The 16,231-nt window shown below is 68.1% G+C and carries 18 protein-coding genes and 1 tRNA gene; 11 read left to right on the plus strand and 8 right to left on the minus strand.

The window, feature by feature from the left end; genetic code table 11:
- Positions 1–264 precede the first annotated feature (264 nt).
- A complete protein-coding gene (locus R6V09_RS25875) occupies positions 265–1,515 on the minus strand; it encodes a PTS transporter subunit EIIC (RefSeq protein WP_317883820.1) in 1,251 nt (416 codons plus the stop codon).
- A 192-nt stretch (positions 1,516–1,707) separates the two neighbouring features.
- Positions 1,708–3,000, minus strand: coding sequence for a PTS transporter subunit EIIC (locus tag R6V09_RS25880; protein WP_317883821.1), 1,293 nt, complete (start codon positions 2,998–3,000; stop codon positions 1,708–1,710).
- A 106-nt stretch (positions 3,001–3,106) separates the two neighbouring features.
- Here R6V09_RS25880 and R6V09_RS25885 point away from each other — a divergent pair, with 106 nt between their 5' ends.
- The 4 genes from R6V09_RS25885 (at position 3,107) to rdgB (ending at position 5,389) form a co-directional block, all read left to right on the plus strand.
- Positions 3,107–3,376, plus strand: coding sequence for a PTS glucose/sucrose transporter subunit IIB (locus R6V09_RS25885; protein ID WP_317883835.1), 270 nt, complete (start codon positions 3,107–3,109; stop codon positions 3,374–3,376).
- Between the two features lie 78 nt (positions 3,377–3,454).
- Positions 3,455–4,192 carry a ribonuclease PH gene (gene rph, locus R6V09_RS25890; RefSeq protein WP_317883822.1) on the plus strand — a complete coding sequence of 246 codons (738 nt, stop codon included), beginning with the start codon at positions 3,455–3,457 and terminating at the stop codon, positions 4,190–4,192.
- A 144-nt stretch (positions 4,193–4,336) separates the two neighbouring features.
- Positions 4,337–4,744, plus strand: a complete 408-nt coding sequence (locus R6V09_RS25895) for a hypothetical protein (RefSeq protein WP_317883823.1) — start codon at positions 4,337–4,339, stop codon at positions 4,742–4,744.
- Between the two features lie 42 nt (positions 4,745–4,786).
- Positions 4,787–5,389, plus strand: coding sequence for an RdgB/HAM1 family non-canonical purine NTP pyrophosphatase (rdgB, locus tag R6V09_RS25900; RefSeq protein WP_317883824.1), 603 nt, complete (start codon positions 4,787–4,789; stop codon positions 5,387–5,389).
- A gap of 41 nt (positions 5,390–5,430) precedes the next feature.
- On the opposite strand, the gene R6V09_RS25905 is transcribed toward rdgB, so the two are convergent.
- The 3 genes from R6V09_RS25905 to R6V09_RS25915 all read right to left on the minus strand — a co-directional run bounded on the left by R6V09_RS25905 (position 5,431) and on the right by R6V09_RS25915 (position 6,869).
- Positions 5,431–5,516, minus strand: a tRNA-Leu gene (locus tag R6V09_RS25905).
- Positions 5,517–5,550: 34 nt separating this feature from the next.
- Positions 5,551–6,207: an HNH endonuclease signature motif containing protein gene (locus R6V09_RS25910; RefSeq protein ID WP_317883825.1), complete on the minus strand. Its 657-nt coding sequence runs from the start codon at positions 6,205–6,207 to the stop codon at positions 5,551–5,553.
- Positions 6,208–6,215: 8 nt separating this feature from the next.
- On the minus strand, positions 6,216–6,869 hold the full coding sequence (locus R6V09_RS25915) for an HNH endonuclease signature motif containing protein (RefSeq protein WP_317883826.1): 654 nt from the start codon (positions 6,867–6,869) through the stop codon (positions 6,216–6,218).
- Between the two features lie 156 nt (positions 6,870–7,025).
- Here R6V09_RS25915 and R6V09_RS25920 point away from each other — a divergent pair, with 156 nt between their 5' ends.
- Entirely contained in the window at positions 7,026–7,568 is a 543-nt protein-coding gene (locus R6V09_RS25920; RefSeq protein ID WP_317883827.1) for a GNAT family N-acetyltransferase, read from the plus strand.
- Here the strand turns inward: R6V09_RS25920 and bcp are convergent.
- Positions 7,565–8,032 carry a thioredoxin-dependent thiol peroxidase gene (bcp, locus tag R6V09_RS25925; protein WP_317883828.1) on the minus strand — a complete coding sequence of 156 codons (468 nt, stop codon included), beginning with the start codon at positions 8,030–8,032 and terminating at the stop codon, positions 7,565–7,567. The two genes, R6V09_RS25920 and bcp, sit on opposite strands and share 4 nt — an antisense overlap.
- A gap of 94 nt (positions 8,033–8,126) precedes the next feature.
- Between bcp and R6V09_RS25930 the strand changes: the two genes are divergently transcribed.
- Both R6V09_RS25930 and R6V09_RS25935 read left to right on the plus strand, forming a co-directional pair.
- A complete protein-coding gene (locus R6V09_RS25930; RefSeq protein ID WP_317883829.1) occupies positions 8,127–8,474 on the plus strand; it encodes a DUF3618 domain-containing protein in 348 nt (115 codons plus the stop codon).
- A gap of 56 nt (positions 8,475–8,530) precedes the next feature.
- Positions 8,531–8,887 carry a GroES family chaperonin gene (locus R6V09_RS25935; protein ID WP_026178110.1) on the plus strand — a complete coding sequence of 119 codons (357 nt, stop codon included), beginning with the start codon at positions 8,531–8,533 and terminating at the stop codon, positions 8,885–8,887.
- An 85-nt stretch (positions 8,888–8,972) separates the two neighbouring features.
- Here the strand turns inward: R6V09_RS25935 and R6V09_RS25940 are convergent, their stop codons facing one another.
- Positions 8,973–11,417 (minus strand): transglycosylase domain-containing protein, encoded by a 2,445-nt coding sequence (locus tag R6V09_RS25940; RefSeq protein ID WP_317883830.1) that lies wholly within the window; start codon positions 11,415–11,417, stop codon positions 8,973–8,975.
- A gap of 223 nt (positions 11,418–11,640) precedes the next feature.
- On the opposite strand from R6V09_RS25940, the gene R6V09_RS25945 reads away from it, so the two are divergent.
- From R6V09_RS25945 to R6V09_RS25960, 4 genes are all read left to right on the plus strand, one after another.
- Positions 11,641–12,441, plus strand: coding sequence for an ABC transporter permease (locus R6V09_RS25945; protein WP_317883831.1), 801 nt, complete (start codon positions 11,641–11,643; stop codon positions 12,439–12,441).
- 70 nt (positions 12,442–12,511) lie between these two features.
- The gene (locus R6V09_RS25950) at positions 12,512–13,288 is read left to right on the plus strand and encodes an ABC transporter permease (RefSeq protein WP_317883836.1); all 777 of its coding nucleotides are present in this window, start codon (positions 12,512–12,514) and stop codon (positions 13,286–13,288) included.
- Positions 13,289–13,290: 2 nt separating this feature from the next.
- Positions 13,291–14,268 carry an ABC transporter ATP-binding protein gene (locus tag R6V09_RS25955; protein WP_317883832.1) on the plus strand — a complete coding sequence of 326 codons (978 nt, stop codon included), beginning with the start codon at positions 13,291–13,293 and terminating at the stop codon, positions 14,266–14,268.
- Between the two features lie 43 nt (positions 14,269–14,311).
- A complete protein-coding gene (locus R6V09_RS25960; protein ID WP_317883833.1) occupies positions 14,312–15,169 on the plus strand; it encodes a DUF1707 SHOCT-like domain-containing protein in 858 nt (285 codons plus the stop codon).
- 9 nt (positions 15,170–15,178) lie between these two features.
- Here R6V09_RS25960 and R6V09_RS25965 read toward each other — a convergent pair.
- On the minus strand, positions 15,179–16,231 hold a 1,053-nt coding region (locus R6V09_RS25965), incomplete at its 5' end, for an SGNH/GDSL hydrolase family protein (protein ID WP_317883834.1).

A 16,231-nucleotide genomic window follows, 5' to 3' on the forward strand; every position in this document is an offset into this window, starting at 1 on the left:
GCCCTCCCCCACTGCCCTAAAGGCGTGGGGGGACCCCCAGCGGCGTTGTCGTCGGTCGCCGACGGCTCCGCGTCGCCTCCCTCCTCCGCCTTGCAGTTGGACGCACCAGACCCCGCTCACCGGCGCTGATCGGGCGCCGATCGTTTCCTGCGACCTGATCCGCCGGGCAGGCCCTAGCCGACACCCGGCCCGAGTTGACCGATACGACGATGCCCGGCCCGGAGCGAACTCCGGGACCGGGCATCGTCGTGTTGTCGTACGGGCTCACGCCTTGGTGAGGTCCTCGATCTCCTCCTCGGGCTCGCGGCCCGGGGTGGGGAGGTTCCACTTGGTGATCGCGAAGCGGAAGACGAAGTAGTAGATGGCGCCGAAGACCAGACCGATCGGGATGATCAGCCAGGGCTTGGTGGCGAGGTTCCAGTTGAGGGCGTAGTCGATGAAGCCCGCGGAGAAGGTGAAGCCCGCGTGGACGCCGAGCGCCCAGGTGATCGCCATGGACAGGGCGGTCAGCACCGCGTGGATCGCGTAGAGCACCGGGGCGATGAACATGAACGAGAACTCGATGGGCTCGGTCACACCGGTCACGAAGGACGTCAGCGCGAGCGAGATCATCATGCCCATGATGGCCTTGCGGCGCTCGGGGCGGGCGGAGTGCGCGATGGCGAGCGCGGCGGCCGGCAGGCCGAACATCATGATGGGGAAGAAGCCCGACATGAACTGTCCGGCGGACGGGTCACCGGCGAAGAAGCGGGTCAGGTCACCGTGGACGATCGCACCGGTGGAGTCCTTGTAGTCACCGATCTGGAACCAGGCCACGGAGTTGACGAACTGGTGCATGCCGACCGGGATCAGACCGCGGTTGATCAGACCGAACAGAGCGGCACCGAAGGCACCGAGACCGGTGATCCACTCACCGAAGTTCGAGATGCCCTCGCCGATCGGCTTCCAGACCAGGCCGAAGAAGACGCCCATGAGCGTGCCGACGAAGGCCATGATGATCGGGACGAGACGACGGCCGTTGAAGAAGCCGAGCCAGTCCACCAGCTTGGTGCGGTGGAACTTCTGCCACAGCACCGCGGAGAGCAGACCCATGATGATGCCGCCGAGGACACCGGGGTTGTTGTAGGTCGCGGCCACGTCCGCGCCCTTGAGGATCTTGGCGTCGGTGACCGGGAAGGCCTTGAGCACATTGCTGTAGACGAGGAAGCCGACGAGCGCGGCCAGCGCGGTGGAGCCGTCGGACTTCTTGGCGAAGCCGATCGCGACACCTATACAGAACAGCAGCGGCAGGTTGTCGAAGATCGCGCCACCGGCGGTGGCGAAAACCGCCGTCACCTTGTCCGGCAGATGCAGCTTGTCGTGGATGTCGGCCTGACCGAACCGGAGCAGAATGCCCGCCGCCGGAAGCACAGCGATCGGGAGCTGCAAGCTGCGGCCGATCTTCTGCAGGCCCTGGAACAGGCCGGATCCCCACTTCTTCGCGGGGGCCGCCGTTGGCGCGGTGGCGGTGCTCATAGACTTCCTCCATCGGGTGGTGGTCTACACCACTCAGTGGTGTAGACCTGTTGTAGCAGATGAAGTCCGCATAAAGGAACCCGCAAAACCTGCGACCGAATCGCTACGCGACGTACATGACGGCGCACCCGACGACGGACACGGCAAAGGGCCCCCGGACCGATGGTCCAGGGGCCCAACTCGCGTACGCCGTCAGGCTTTTGTGACGTCCTCCTGCTCGTCCTCCGGCTCCCGCCCCGGCGTCTTCAGATCGAACTTCGTGATCGCGAAACGGAAGACGACGTAGTACACCGCCGCGAAGCACAGCCCGATCGGAATGATCGCCCACGGTCTCGTCGCCAGATTCCAGTTGATCGCGTAGTCGATCAGACCCGCCGAGAAGCTGAAACCGTCGTGCACCCCGAGCCCCCAGGTCACCGCCATCGACACACCCGTCAGCACCGCGTGCACCGCGTACAGGACGGGCGCGATGAACAGGAACGAGTACTCGATGGGCTCGGTGATGCCGGTCACGAAGGACGTCAGCGCGACCGACAGCATCAGCCCGCCCACCTCCTTGCGTCGGCTCGGCTTCGCGCAGTGTGCGATCGCGAGCGCCGCCGCCGGCAGCGCGAACATCATGATCGGGAAGAAGCCCGACGTGAACTGCCCCGCGTTCGGGTCACCCGCCAGGAACATGTTGATGTCACCGTGCACCACCGTCCCGTCCGGCTTGGTGTAGCTGCCGAACTGGAACCAGATGGGCACGTTCAGGAACTGATGCAGCCCTACGACCAGCAACGCCCGGTTGGCCAGACCGAACACCCCCGCACCCACGGCACCCCGGGCGCTCAACCAGTCGCTGAAGTGCTCAAGACCGGTGCCGATCGGCGGCCACACCCACAACGCCACCGCCGCCACCGCGATCGCCACGAACGACATGATGATCGGCACCAGCCGCCGCCCGTTGAAGAAGCCGAGCCAGTCCACCAGCTTCGTACGGTGGTAGCGCGCCCAGAAGAACGCGGTCAGCAGCCCCAGCACGATCCCGCCGAACACCCCGGGATTCTGATAAGTGAACGCCGAGACCGAGTGATCGGCGGCCTGGCACCCGATACCGGGCACCACGTTCGTACCGCCCGTGCAGTCCTTGGGGAACTGGCGCAACACGTTGTAGTAGACGAGGAAGCCGACCAGCCCGGCCAGCGCCGTCGACCCGTCCGACTTCTTCGCCATCCCGATCGAGACACCCACACAGAACAGCAGCGGCAACCCGAGCTGCCCGTCCAGCAGCGCGCCGCCCGCGCCCGCCATCACCTTCGAGACATTGGTCCACCCCAGCCCGTCGTCCCCGAACACGTCCGGCTGCCCGAGCCGGTTGAGGATGCCGGCGGCCGGCAGTACGGCGATGGGGAGTTGGAGACTGCGGCCCATCTTCTGCAGCCCCTGGAACACCTTGTTCCAGGAGACGCGACCGGGACCGGCGGCGGCACTGTCGGCACTCATGGACGCCCCTCGGTAATGTGGTGTAGACCAGTTGGCGACGTGATCGTTCACCATCATTCGGCACGCACGACATGACCGCTCGCGAAGCTGGGCCAACTGTGGGTTACTGCGACAAAGCGGTTCGGATCAGGGAGAGAACAACATGGCCACCAAGGCTGAGAAGATCGTTGCCGGGCTGGGCGGCATCGACAACATCGAAGAGGTCGAGGGCTGCATCACCCGCCTCCGCACCGAGGTGAAGGACCCGAGCCTGGTCGACGAAGCCGCCCTGAAGGCGGCCGGCGCCCACGGCGTCGTCAAGATGGGCACCGCCATCCAGGTCGTCATCGGCACCGACGCGGACCCGATCGCGGCGGACATCGAAGACCTGATGTAAGTCCCGCAAGCGCACTTCCGAGGGGCTCTTCCCGATGCGGGAGGAGCCCCTTCCGCGTCTACCACTAGGCTCTTCGCCATGTCTCGCATCGACGGCCGAACCCCCGAACAGCTCCGCCCCGTCACCATCGAACGCGGCTGGAGCAAGCACGCCGAGGGCTCCGTCCTCGTCTCCTTCGGCGACACCAAGGTCTTCTGCACCGCCTCCGTCACCGAAGGCGTCCCCCGCTGGCGCAAGGGCAGCGGCGAGGGCTGGGTCACCGCGGAGTACTCCATGCTGCCCCGCGCCACCAACACCCGCGGCGACCGCGAATCGGTCCGCGGCAAGATCGGCGGACGCACCCACGAGATCAGCCGCCTCATCGGCCGCTCGCTGCGCGCCGTCATCGACTACAAGGCCCTCGGCGAGAACACCATCGTCCTCGACTGCGACGTCCTCCAGGCCGACGGCGGCACCCGTACGGCGGCCATCACCGGCGCGTACGTCGCGCTCGCGGACGCCGTGACCTGGGCCCAGGGCAAGAAACTGATCAAGGCCGGCCGCCAGCCGCTCACCGGAACGGTCTCGGCCGTCTCGGTCGGCATCGTGGGCGGAGTCCCGCTGCTGGACCTCTGCTACGAGGAGGACGTCCGCGCCGAGACCGACATGAACGTCGTCTGCACCGGCGACGGCCGCTTCGTGGAGGTCCAGGGCACCGCCGAGGCCGAACCCTTCGCCCGCGACGAGCTCAACGCCCTTCTCGACCTCGCGGTCGCCGGCTGCGACGGACTAACCGCCCTGCAGCGCAAAGCACTTGAGGCCGCGCTGGAGAAGTAAGAGGCTGGACGGGTCAGTAAAGGACGTACAAAGAGGAGCGGGCTGCGGGGTCAACCCGGCAGCCCGCACCCGCGTCCCTACGCATACGGAACGGAAACGGGGAGTGGCCGCAGAAGCCCACCCCCACGGGGAGGAAACCGAACCATGGCCGCCGCAAGCCGACGCAGCCGAAGTCGCCGTATCGCCACAGCCGTCACCGTCGCGGTGATCGGCCTGACCGCCGGACTCGCCACCGGCTGCGACGCCGTCGACAAGGCCATCGACTGCGTCCAGACCGCCGACACCATCGCCGACAGCGTCACCGGCCTCCAACAGGCGGTGGAGAACGCGGCCAACGACCCCACCCAGACCGACCAGTCCCTCAACTCCATCGAGAAGGACCTCGACAAGATCGGCGACAAGACCGACAACGCGGACGTGAACAAGGCCGTGGACAGCCTCGAAAAGGCCGTCGACAACGTCCGTACGGCGGTCAAGAACGGCGACAACACCCCCGACATCAGCCCCGTCACCGACGCGGCGGGCGAACTGACGAAGGTCTGCACGTCGTAGGTGTCTCGTAGGCGCGCGGCGGGGGTTGGGATACTGGACGCCATGACACGCCTGATCCTCGCCACCCGCAACGCCGGGAAAATCACCGAACTGAGGTCGATCCTCGCCGCCGCGGGACTGCCCCACGACCTGGTCGGCGCCGAGTCCTACCCCGACATCCCCGACGTCAAGGAAACAGGCGTCACCTTCGCCGAGAACGCGTTGCTGAAGGCCCACGCCCTGGCCCGGGCAACGGGTCTCCCCGCGGTCGCCGACGACTCCGGCCTCTGCGTCGACGTCCTGAACGGCGCACCGGGCATCTTCTCCGCCCGCTGGTCAGGCACCCACGGCGACGACAAGGCCAACCTGAACCTCCTCCTGGCCCAGCTCTCGGACATCGCGGACGAACACAGGGGCGCCCACTTCGCCTGCGCGGCGGCACTCGCGTTGCCGGACGGCACGGAACGGGTGGTCGAGGGGCAGCTGCGGGGGTCGCTGCGCCACTCCCCGGTGGGCACGAACGGCTTCGGCTACGACCCGATCCTCCAGCCGGAGGGGGACACGCGCACCTGCGCGGAACTCACGGCTGAGGAGAAGAACGCGATCTCTCATCGGGGGAAGGCGTTTCGGGGGTTGGTGCCGGTGGTGCGGGAGTTGTTGGGCTGAGACGGCGGAGGGGCTGTCCTTGCAGACAGCCCCTCCTAGCGTGCGGCCGGTGGGATTCGAACCCACACGGGCTTTCGCCCAAGGGCACCTAAAACCCTCGCGTGCTGCCTGATTTCGCCACGGCCGCGTGCCCGACATGCTACCGGTCGTATGGCCCGCAGCTAAGGGGACCTTCGCCGACCGCCTCGGCACCAGGTGCTGGTGATCGCGTGGCAGTTAGGACACAGCAACCTCAGGTTCTCACGTCGATCGTCGCTCCAGTCCCCGTTGATGTGATCGACCTCCAGCGTCATGGGTCTGCCGAGCCACTCGGGACCGATCCCGCATTCGGCGCACATCTCAGGCGCACCCACCTCAAGGAGCGCCCGACGCAACAGGTGAGTTTTCGTCCGGCGACCACCGTCGTGTAGGACGAGGATGTTCTCGGCGCGCCGAAGAGGCACGCTGCCCGGTCGTCCTCGCTGGTGCGCCTGTCCCAAGAAGTGAGAGGTGTCGAGACCGTCCTCCTTCACCCACTGGCGGAACAGGGTGCGCAATCTGCTGTTGTACGGCTGCATTCCCAGTGCGCGAAGCGTGTCCGCGATGGACGTGGTTTCCTCGACCGCACGGCGCAGCTCGTTACTGGCCGGTTTAGCTTGCGCCGCGTTCGACCGTCTCCGACGTGGCATGTGGGAGACGTCGATTCCGAAGTGGTCGAAACGCAGGAAGAGGTAGCGGCGGAGCTTGCCGTAGGGCTGCGTACCGAAGAAGGCGATGACCTCGTCGATGTCTGAGCAGCGTGTGGCGGCTTCGGCGAGTCGCTCGCGGGTGTACTGCACGCCGGTGCTCAGGAGACACCACCCTTGCCGCGTCCCTTTCCACGCCCTCGGTAATTGTCCGTCGTCGAATGGCAGTTGGGGCACAGGAAACGCAGGTTCTCGATGCGGTTGTCACGCCAGTTGCCGTCGATGTGGTCGACCTCCAACGGGAGCGGATGGCCTCGCCATACCGCTTCTGCACCGCACAGAGCACACTGCTCCCGCATTCCCGAGGCCTTCATCGCCCACTTGAGTCGATCGCTCGGGATGCGCCGAGCCTGCCCGGCCGGCTGCTCGGCGAGTAGCCCCTCAGGTGTCCGGGGGCGCCGGGCTTCACCGCGCCGGTTCGGCATCTGAAAGTGCGAGGTAGCGATGTCGTACGCCTTGATCCGTCGGCTGATGTGCGTGTGGTGCCCGCCTACGACCTCCAGCCCGAGATACCGCAGTACCTCGCACATGTTCGTCGACGCCGAGACCGCCGCCTGAAGGATCTCCTTCGTCCACTTCACGCCCTCCCGATCGAAGTGCGAGACGTCCACTCCCAGCTTCTTCATCCGCCCAAGGACATAACGACGCGTCGAACTCCCCGGATCCACCCCCAACCGCTCCAACGCCTCCGACAACGTCCGCGCCCCCTGAGCCGCCTCCTCCAGCCGCTCTCGCGAATACGCGCTGACCCCCATGGTTCCCCTCCGATCTCGACCACACGTTCGTGACCTCGTACGGAGTAACGAACCGCTTGTCGGACAGTCACGCTCGAACCGTAAAGCTGATTGGTAGACTGCAGATCGCTGAAGCCTTCAAGGTGTGGACTGTTGTCCTCCCGGGAGGCTTTTTTCATGACCAAGACCTCGTCCACGACCGTGGACATACGACCCGCCACCCCCGCCGACCGCCCCACCATCGAGCGGCTCTGGCTGATGTTCCGGCACGATCTGTCCGAGTTCGACACCGCGGCGCAGCCTCAACTGCCCAACCCCGACGGCACGTTCCGCAGTGAGCGGGTGGACGCGGCGTTCGGTGGTGGGGGTGAGGACTGGGCGCCGTATCTCTTCCTCAGTGGGGAGCGGCCCGTCGGGTTCGCGTTCGTGCGGGGGCTCAGTGGGCCCGTCCACGTGCTCAACAGCTTCTTCGTGGTGCGGGGAATCCGGCGCGGCGGGGTTGGGCTGCGGGCTGTCCAGGATGTCGTACGACGCCATCCGGGCCACTGGGAGATCGCGTTTCAGGACGCCAATCCGGGGGCCGTGGCGTTCTGGCGGCGGGTCGGTGAGGACCTTGCCCCGGGGGAGTGGAACGAGGAGCGCAGGCCGGTGCCGGGGCGGGCCGACCTGCCTCCTGACGTGTGGATCTCGTTCGGGTACGGAAAGGTGCTGGAGGTCTAGATCCCCAGGTCCTTGATGATCTTCGCCACGTGGCCCGTCGCCCGGACGTTGTACAGCGCGTGCTCGACCTTGCCGGACTCGTCCACGATGATCGTGGAGCGGATCACGCCCATATAGGTCTTGCCGTAGTTCTTCTTCTCGCCGAAGGCCGCGTAGGCGTCGAGGACCTGCTTGTCGGTGTCCGCGAGGAGGGTGACCTTGAGGTTCTCCTTCTCGCGGAACTTGGCGAGCTTCTCCGGCTTGTCGGGGGAGATGCCGATGACGTCGTACCCGGCGCCGGCCAGCACCTCCAGGTTGTCCGTGAAGTCGCAGGCCTGCTTGGTGCAGCCGGGCGTCAGGGCCGCCGGGTAGAAGTAGACGATGACCTTGCGGCCCTTGTGGTCGGCGAGGGACACCTCGTTGCCGTCGGCGTCGGGGAGCGTGAAGGCGGGGGCAACGTCCCCGGGCTGGAGTCGTTCACTCATCGCGCTAGCGTAACCGGGGGTGCTGACAGTGCACTCCGCGCCAGAGCTGACAGACTGTCCGGCACAAGTACCAGCAGACTTCGGAGGCCGTACGGTGACGGACACGTCGAACACGCCGGACACCAGAACCCCGGCGCAGATCGAGGCGGACATCAAGCGTCGCCGCGACGTCCTGGCCGACACGCTCGACGAGATCGGGGTGCGGGTGCACCCGAAGACCATCGTGGGCGACGCGAAGGCCAAGGTCGCGTCCAGCATCGATCACACCCTCGGCAGGGCGTACGTCGGCGTCAACCGGGTCGTGAGTGACGTCAAGGGGCAGTTCGTGGACGACGAGGGTGCGCCGAGGGTGGAGAGGATCGTTCCCGTTGCCCTCGTCGCCGTCGGTGTCGTGGGGCTGTTCGTCCTCGGGTCCCGGCGCGGCAAGGGTCGTAAGGGCTGATTTCGCGGGGCACCCGGCGGCGTACGGACGGGTCCCAGGCAGGTAGGTTCGTGGGCGTGAGCGCCAAGAGAGACGAGCAGAGCACCCAGCACGACAAGCTGCCCATCCGGATGCTGCACGACCGTGTGCTCGTGCGGCAGGACAAGAGCGAGGGCGAGCGGCGTTCGGGCGGCGGGATCCTGATTCCGGCGACGGCCGCGGTCGGGCGGCGGCTGGCCTGGGCCGATGTCGTCGCGGTGGGTCAGAACGTACGGACCGTCGAGCCCGGCGACCGGGTTCTCTACGACCCGGAGGACCGCGCCGAGGTCGAGGTGCGCGGGATCGCCTACGTCCTCATGCGTGAGCGTGATCTGCATGCCGTCGCCGCCGATCGGTTCGAGGGGTCCGAGGACTCGACCGGCCTGTACCTGTAGTACGAAGCCTCAAGAAGCCTCGAAGGGGCTGGTGACCGTCGTCACCAGCCCCTTTGCCGTGCAGCGCTCGTTCAGCGGCCTTCGGTCACTCCTTTTTCCGTGCCGTGCTCTGCGGGCCCGCGGTCGTTCCGGCTGTCGTCGTGCCGTCGGTGGTGCCGTCGGTCGTGGTGCCCGTCGTGCCGCCGGTCGTCGTCGTGCCGTCCGTGGTGGTGCCTGTCGTGCCGCCGGTGGTGGTCGTGCTGCCGTCCGTCGTGGTGCCTGTGGTGCCGCCGGTCGTCGTGGTGCCGCCGTCGGTGGTGGTCGTACCTCCGGTGGTGCCGCCGTCGGTCGTTCCTCCGTCGGTGGTGCCGCCCTGGGTCTGGCCCTGGTCGCCCTGGCCGCCGGTGGTGGTCGTGCCGCCGTTGTCCTGGCCGTTCGTCGTCGACGGCTGCGAGGGCTGGATGCTCGGGGGTGCGACCGTCTCGGCGCCGTCCTGGAGCTGGAGGTCGAAGTCGTTCGCCTCGGTGCCCTTGAGGGCGGACTTGGTGAACTGGGCCCAGATCTCGGCTGGCGCCCCGCCGCCGTTGACGCGGGCGAGGCCCATCGCGCCGTAGAGCGGTTCGTGGGCGGCGGTGTTCGGGTTCTGGCCCATGACGGAGACGACGGTGGCGAGGTCGGGGGTGTAGCCCGCGAACCAGGCCGCCGTGTCCTTCTCGGCCGTGCCGGTCTTGCCGGCCGCCGGGCGGTCGGCGCCCTGCGCGGCGGTCGCCGTGCCGTTGTCGACGACGCTCTCCAGGACGTTGGTCGTGGTGTCGGCGGACTCGCGGCTCACCGCGCGGGTGGTCTTCCGAGCGGGCAGCTTGACCTGGTCCGTGCCGTCCTTGGTGATCTTCGAGATCATCGTGTACGTGTGCCGCTGACCGTGGTTGGCGAGGGTGGCGTAGGCCTCCGCCATGTCGAGGACGCTCGCGGTGGAGGGGCCGAGCGCGATGGACGGGGTGGCGGTCAGGTCGGGGGTGTCGGCGGGGATGCCGAGGTCGATGGCCGTCTGCTTGATCTTGTCGGGCCCTACGTCCACGGCCATCTGCGCGTACACCGAGTTGACGGACTTGTCGGTGGCCGTACGGACGGTGATGTCGCCGTAGGAGACGCCGTCCTCGTTCTCGGGGGCGTAGGAGCCGCCGCTCCAGCCTTCCACGGGGCGTTTGTCGGTGCCGTCGTAGTAGGTGTTGGGGGTGATGGTCTGGCCGTCCTGGGTCTGCGAGCCGTTCTGGATCGCGGAGGCGAGGACGAACGGCTTGAAGGTGGAGCCGACTTGGAAGTCGCCGCGGGTGGCGCCGTTCGTGTACTGCTTGACGTAGTCGATGCCGCCGTACATCGCGACGATGTTGCCGGTCTTGGGGTCGACCGAAGCGCCGCCCGCGCGCACGTAGTTGTCGACCTTGCGGCTCTTCTTGTCAAGCTTGGACATGAGTTGGTCGTTGACGGCCTTCACGAAGGCGTCCTGCTTGCTCTTCTGCAGGGTGGTGGTGATGCGGTAGCCGCCGGCTTCGAGGGTGTCCGCGTCGATGATCTTGTTGGTGGCGAGGTAGTCCTTGATCGCGGTGACGATGTAACCCCGCTGCCCGGACATGCTCGTTGACGCCGTGGCCTCCTTCGGCATCGGGAACTTCATGCCGGTGCGCGCGGACTCGGTGAGCCAGCCCTTCTTGACCATGCCGTCGAGGACGTAGTTCCAACGGGCCACCGCCGCGGCCTTGTTCTCCGGATGCGCCACGACGTCGTACTCGCTCGGCGCGTTCAGCAGCGCGGCGAGGTAGGCGCCGCGGCCGGCGTCGAGGTCGACGGCGTCCTTGCCGTAGTAGGCCTGGGCGGCGGCCTGGATGCCGTAGGCGTTGCGGCCGAAGTAGCTGGTGTTGAGGTAGCCCTCCAGGATCTGCGACTTGGACTCCGTGCGGTCCAGCTTGATCGAGATGAAGAACTCCTTCACCTTTCGGGTGACGGTCTGTTCCTGGCCCAGGTAGTAGTTCTTGACGTACTGCTGGGTGATCGTGGAGCCGGACTGGGTGCCCTTGCCGGTGGCGGTGTTCCAGGCGGCGCGGACCATCGCCTTCGGGTCGACGGCGGACTCGGAGAAGAAGTCCCGGTCCTCGGCGGCCAGTACGGCGTGCTGGGCGTTGGCGGAGACCTGGTCCAGTCCGACGTTCTCGCGGTTGACCTCGCCGTCGCGGGCGAGTTGGGTGCCGTCCGCGTAGAGGTACACGTTGGACTGCTTGGTGGCGAGCGCGTTGGCGGGCGGGATCTTGACCAGCGAGTAGCCGAGGTAGAACGCGCCGATCAGCAGGGCCACGAGCGTGACGACCCCGGCGAGCGTCATCCGCCAAGTCGGGATGATCCGGCGCCAGCCGGTGCGCTTGGGCCGCTTGGCCTTCTTGGGCTTCTCGCCCCCGGCTGCTCCGGGCGCTCCGGGCGCCTCGGGTGCGGCAGCCGCTTCCGGCTCTCTCGGTGCCCAGCCCTGGTTCGGCTGCTGCGGCTGCGGCTGGTCGCTCATGTCGTGCACGGACTCCTGTTTCGCGTCGTACGGTCCCCTACGCCCTCGCGTACGTTCCTGTACGGCCTTGTGCGCTTCTGCGCCCCCAGACGAAGACTCTCGCACCATGCGTTCCGTTCCCGCCGATCGGCACGCACTTGCCCGGAAAATGCGTGGCGTGCGTCACCACCTGCGGACTAGGCTCCTGCGCTTCGGTGTCAAGACGGGGAGGAGGTTGATTTCTGTGGGCGCTGGGCGGTTGTACGCGGCCGTCGCGGCGGGGGGTTTCAGGCGGTACGCGACGTACCGGGCGGCGACGCTCGCGGGGGTGTTCACCAACACCGTGTTCGGAGTCGTCCTCGTCTACACGTATCTGGCGCTGTGGGACGAGCGACCGCATCTCGGGGGGTACGACCAGGCGCAGGCGGTGACCTATGTGTGGCTGGGGCAGTGCCTGTACGCGACGCTGGCGATCCAGGGCGGCGGGTTCGAGAAGGACCTGATGGAGCGCATCCGTACGGGTGACATCGCCGTCGACCTGTACCGGCCGGCCGATCTCCAACTGTGGTCGCTGGCAAGCGACTTCGGGCGGTCCATGTTCCAGCTGCTGGGGCGGGGCGTGATCCCGTTCGTGTTCGGCTCGCTGTTCTTCCCGATGGCGCTGCCCACGGACGTCACGTCCTGGGCGGCTCTCCTGGTGGCGCTGCTGCTCGCGATCCTCGTCAGTTTCGCCATCCGCTATCTGGCTGCCCTGAGCGTGTTCTGGCTGATGGACGGCACGGGCATCAACCAGGCCGTGATGATCCTGGGGATCTTCTGCTCGGGCATGGTGCTCCCGCTGAACGCCTTCCCGGGCGTGCTCGGCGACGTCGTGCGGGCGCTGCCGTGGGCGGCGCAGATCCAGATGCCGGCGGATGTGCTGATGGGGAAGACCGACCCGCTGCAGGCGTACGCCTTCCAGGCGGCCTGGGCGGTGGTGCTGCTCACGGCGGGGCGGCTGATGCAGTCGGCGGCTACGCGGAGGGTGGTGGTGCAGGGTGGTTGAGACGACCCGCCGGAGCGAGTACCGGACGGGGGAACTGCCGCGCTGGCGCGAGGGGTTGCGTGCCTACGGGATGATCGCCGGGATGTGGATCCGGTCGAGCATGACCTACCGCGCGTCCTTCGTCATCACGGTCGTCGGCAACCTGCTGGTGACCGGCCTGGACTTCGTCACGATCCTGCTGATGTTCTCGCAGGTCGACTCGCTGGGCGGCTGGTCGCTGCCCGAAGTCGCCTTCCTGTACGGCCTGTCGGCGACCGCGTTCGGGATCTCCGACCTGGTGCTCGGCTCGATGGACGTGCTGGGTGCCCGCATCCGCGACGGCTCCTTCGACACCCTGCTCGTGCGCCCGGCGCCGGTGCTGGCCCAGATCGGAGCGGACCGGTTCGCGCTGCGCCGCCTGGGCCGGATCACGCAGGGCGGCCTGGTGCTCGGGTGGGCGCTATTCCACATCGACGTCAACTGGACTGTCGGGAAGCTGCTGTTGGTGCCGGTGATGCTGATCTGCGGGGCGGCGATCTTCGGGGCGCTGTTCGTGGCGGGCGCGGCCTTCCAGATCCTGGCGCAGGACGCGGCCGAGGTGCAGAACGCGTTCACGTACGGCGGCACCACACTGTTGCAGTATCCGCCGGCCGTGTTCGGCAAGGACTTCGTACGGGGCGTGACCTTCATGCTGCCGCTCGCCTTCGTGAACTGGGTGCCCGCCTCCTATGTGTTGGGGCGGCCGTACCCGCTGGATCTGCCGCCGGGCGCGGAGTTCGCCTCGCCGCTGGTGGCGCTCGGCTTCTGCGCGCTGGCCGGGCTGGCCTGGCGGGCGGGGCTCAAGTCGTACCGAAGCACCGGGAGTTGAGGGTGACAGAGCAGGCGTTCATCGAGCTGGACCGCGTCGAGAAGGTCTTCGACGTGCGCAAGAAGACCGGGTTCATGAAGCGGGAGCGGCGGCAGGTGCGGGCCGTCGACTCCATCTCCTTCGGTGTGGCGCGGGGCGAGATGGTCGGCTACATCGGTCCGAACGGCGCCGGGAAGTCGACCACCATCAAGATGCTGACCGGCATCCTCACCCCGTCCGGGGGCCGGCTGCGGGTGGCCGGCATCGACCCGTCCCGCGAGCGGACCCGGCTCGCGCACCGCATCGGCGTGGTGTTCGGGCAGCGTACGACCCTGTGGTGGGACCTCCCGCTGATCGACTCGTACAAGCTGATGCACCGCATGTACCGGATCCCGGACGCCCGTTACGCCGAGAACCTCGACCGCTGTGTCGAACTCCTCGAACTGGGCGCCCTGTTGGACGTCCCCGTACGCCAGCTCTCGCTCGGTCAGCGGATGCGCGGAGACATCGCGGCGGCCCTGCTGCACGACCCCGAGGTGCTCTACCTCGACGAGCCGACCATCGGCCTGGATGTCATCTCCAAGGCCAAAGTCCGGGAGTTCCTGCGGGAGTTGAACGTCGAGCGGAGCACCACGGTCCTGCTCACCACCCATGACCTCCAGGACATCGAGCAGTTGTGCTCCCGCGTGATGGTCATCGACCACGGGCGTCTGATGTACGACGGTCCGCTCACCGGGCTGCACGAGGCGGGGGAGAGCGAGCGGACCCTGGTGGTGGACCTGGAGCGGGAGTTGCCGCCGATCGAGGTGCCGGACGCGCGGGTGGTGAAGGTGGAGGGCCCGCGGCAGTGGTTGACGTTCCCGGCGTCGGCGTCGGCGGCTCCGCTGGTGGCGCGGATCGCGGCGGAGTACCCGATGGTGGACCTGTCGGTGCGCGAGCCGGACATCGAGGCGGTCATCGCGAAGATGTACGCGGAACAGGCCGAGAAGGCGGTCTCGTAGCCGCTCATGGCTCTTCGCCGGGGGACCTCGTAGGCTGCCCTGTATGACCGACGACGCAGTCCCGGAGCTCCGCGCATCCGACGCCGACCGTGAGCGGGTCGCCGAGGTCCTGCGCGACGCCGTCGCCGAGGGCCGGCTCGACATGGAGGAGTTCGAGGAGCGTCTTGAGGCGACGTACAAGGCGCGGACGTACGGCGAACTGACCCCCATCACAGCCGACCTGCCGGCCGCCGGGGTCGTCCCGCCGCCGGTGAACATGGTCAAGGAGCCGGTGGAGAGCGGGAGTTGGGCCGGGCGGATCGTCGGCGGCGAAGGGTCCTCGACCGCTGCCGTGGCCATCATGTCCGGGTTCCAGCGCAAGGGCCGCTGGACGGTCCCGAAGCGGTTCACCGCTGTCGCCTTCTGGGGCGGCGGCGAGATCGACCTGCGCGAGGCGAACTTCGCGGACCGCGAGGTCGAGATCAACTGCATCGCGATCATGGGCGGTGCGCAGATCATCGTGCCGCCGGGCGTCGAGGTCGTCGTGCGCGGCATCGGCATCATGGGCGGCTTCGACCACAGCCAGGAGGGCGTGCCGGGCGACCCGGGCGCCCCGCGCGTGATCGTCACGGGCTTCGCCTTCTGGGGCGGGGTCGGCGTGGAACGCAAGCTCCCCCGGGCCGAGCGCCAGCGGCTCAAGGAGGAGCGGCGCCGGCAGAAACTGGAGGGCGGCTCCCCGACGAAGGAGCTCTACGGCTCCCACCACGACGCCCTGTCCGGCCTGCACGACGCCCACCGCGAGGCCATGGAGGAGCACCGCGAGGCGATGCGCCGCCGGCACGAGGAACGGCGGGAACGGCACGAGGAGCGGCGTGAGCGGCACCGGGAGCGGCGGGAGCGCAGGCACCGCGACTGGGACTGATCCGCCGCTTCACAGCTGGGCGGGGACCGCGCCCTTGAGGTCCGTCAGGTCGATGGTGTCGGCCATCTTGCGGTAGCCCCGGTCGCCGGGGTGGAGATGATCGCCCGAGTCGTACTCGGCGGCGTACCTGCGCGGGGCGTACGGGTCGCGCAGCGCCTTGTCGAAGTCGACGACGGCGTCGTACACCGTGCCGCTCCTGATCTCCGCGTTGACCCGCTGCCGTACGGCGTCCCGGGCCGCCGAGTACCGGGGGTAGCCGCCGAAGGGTGTCAGGGTCGCGCCGACGACCTTGATGCCGTGGGCGTGGGCCTGGCGGACCAGCGTGCGCAGGCCGGCCAGGATCGCGTCGGCGTCGGCGTCGTGCAGGGTGTCGTTGACGCCGAGGTCGAGGACGACGACCTTGACGTTCGGCCGGCCGAGTACGTCACGTGCGAAGCGGGTCAGTCCGCTCTGGTTCTCGGCGGGCCGCCCGGCATGGCCGGTGAGTATCTGGTTGCCGCTGATGCCCGCGTTGACGACGCTGTAGCGCGGCACATCCTGTCGTCCGGCCGCCACGGCGGCGCGCAGCCGCTGCGAAAAGGCGTCCGGCCAGCGGCGGTTGGCGCTCTCGGTCGAGGTGGAGCCGTCGGTTATCGAGTCGCCGAACGCGACGACCGTGCCGGTCGCGTCGTGACTCAGCACGTCCAGCGCGGTCAAGTAGCGCCACACCGAGGTCCGTTGGGTGTACGGCGTGGCGGCCGGGTCCTCGGCGCGGTCGCCGTCGGCTATGAAGGAGATCTGCCGGGCGTACGGGTGGTAGGTGACCGGGCCGGACTCGGCGGGGGCGTAGGTGGTGACCAACACGTCGGCGCCCTGCGGTACTTGGAGGCGGACGGCGTCGCTCAGCGTCTGCTGCCCGGCCGGGACGGTGACGGAGGTGGCGCCGCCGAAGGTCAGCCTGCGCATGGTGCCGGGGGCCGCGGCGGAGCTGTCGTGGCCGGCCGCGAGGGCGATCGAGGCGTGGGTGACGGTCAGCGGGGACTGGCCGTAGAGGTTGGAGAGGGTGATCCGGGCGCTCGTGCC

Source organism: Streptomyces sp. W16 (assembly GCF_033194735.1).
GTDB lineage: Bacteria > Actinomycetota > Actinomycetes > Streptomycetales > Streptomycetaceae > Streptomyces.

Bases quoted from the DNA above. Each gene is read 5' to 3' on its own strand.
- R6V09_RS25940 (WP_317883830.1), bottom strand. From the start codon at position 11,417: ATGAGCGACCAGCCGCAGCCGCAGCAGCCGAACCAGGGCTGGGCACCG.
- R6V09_RS25960 (WP_317883833.1), top strand. From the start codon at position 14,312: ATGACCGACGACGCAGTCCCGGAGCTCCGCGCATCCGACGCCGACCGT.
- rdgB (WP_317883824.1), top strand. From the start codon at position 4,787: ATGACACGCCTGATCCTCGCCACCCGCAACGCCGGGAAAATCACCGAA.
- R6V09_RS25920 (WP_317883827.1), top strand. From the start codon at position 7,026: ATGACCAAGACCTCGTCCACGACCGTGGACATACGACCCGCCACCCCC.
- R6V09_RS25875 (WP_317883820.1), bottom strand. From the start codon at position 1,515: ATGAGCACCGCCACCGCGCCAACGGCGGCCCCCGCGAAGAAGTGGGGA.
- R6V09_RS25915 (WP_317883826.1), bottom strand. From the start codon at position 6,869: ATGGGGGTCAGCGCGTATTCGCGAGAGCGGCTGGAGGAGGCGGCTCAG.
- R6V09_RS25895 (WP_317883823.1), top strand. From the start codon at position 4,337: ATGGCCGCCGCAAGCCGACGCAGCCGAAGTCGCCGTATCGCCACAGCC.
- R6V09_RS25880 (WP_317883821.1), bottom strand. From the start codon at position 3,000: ATGAGTGCCGACAGTGCCGCCGCCGGTCCCGGTCGCGTCTCCTGGAAC.
- bcp (WP_317883828.1), bottom strand. From the start codon at position 8,032: ATGAGTGAACGACTCCAGCCCGGGGACGTTGCCCCCGCCTTCACGCTC.
- rph (WP_317883822.1), top strand. From the start codon at position 3,455: ATGTCTCGCATCGACGGCCGAACCCCCGAACAGCTCCGCCCCGTCACC.
- R6V09_RS25950 (WP_317883836.1), top strand. From the start codon at position 12,512: ATGATCGCCGGGATGTGGATCCGGTCGAGCATGACCTACCGCGCGTCC.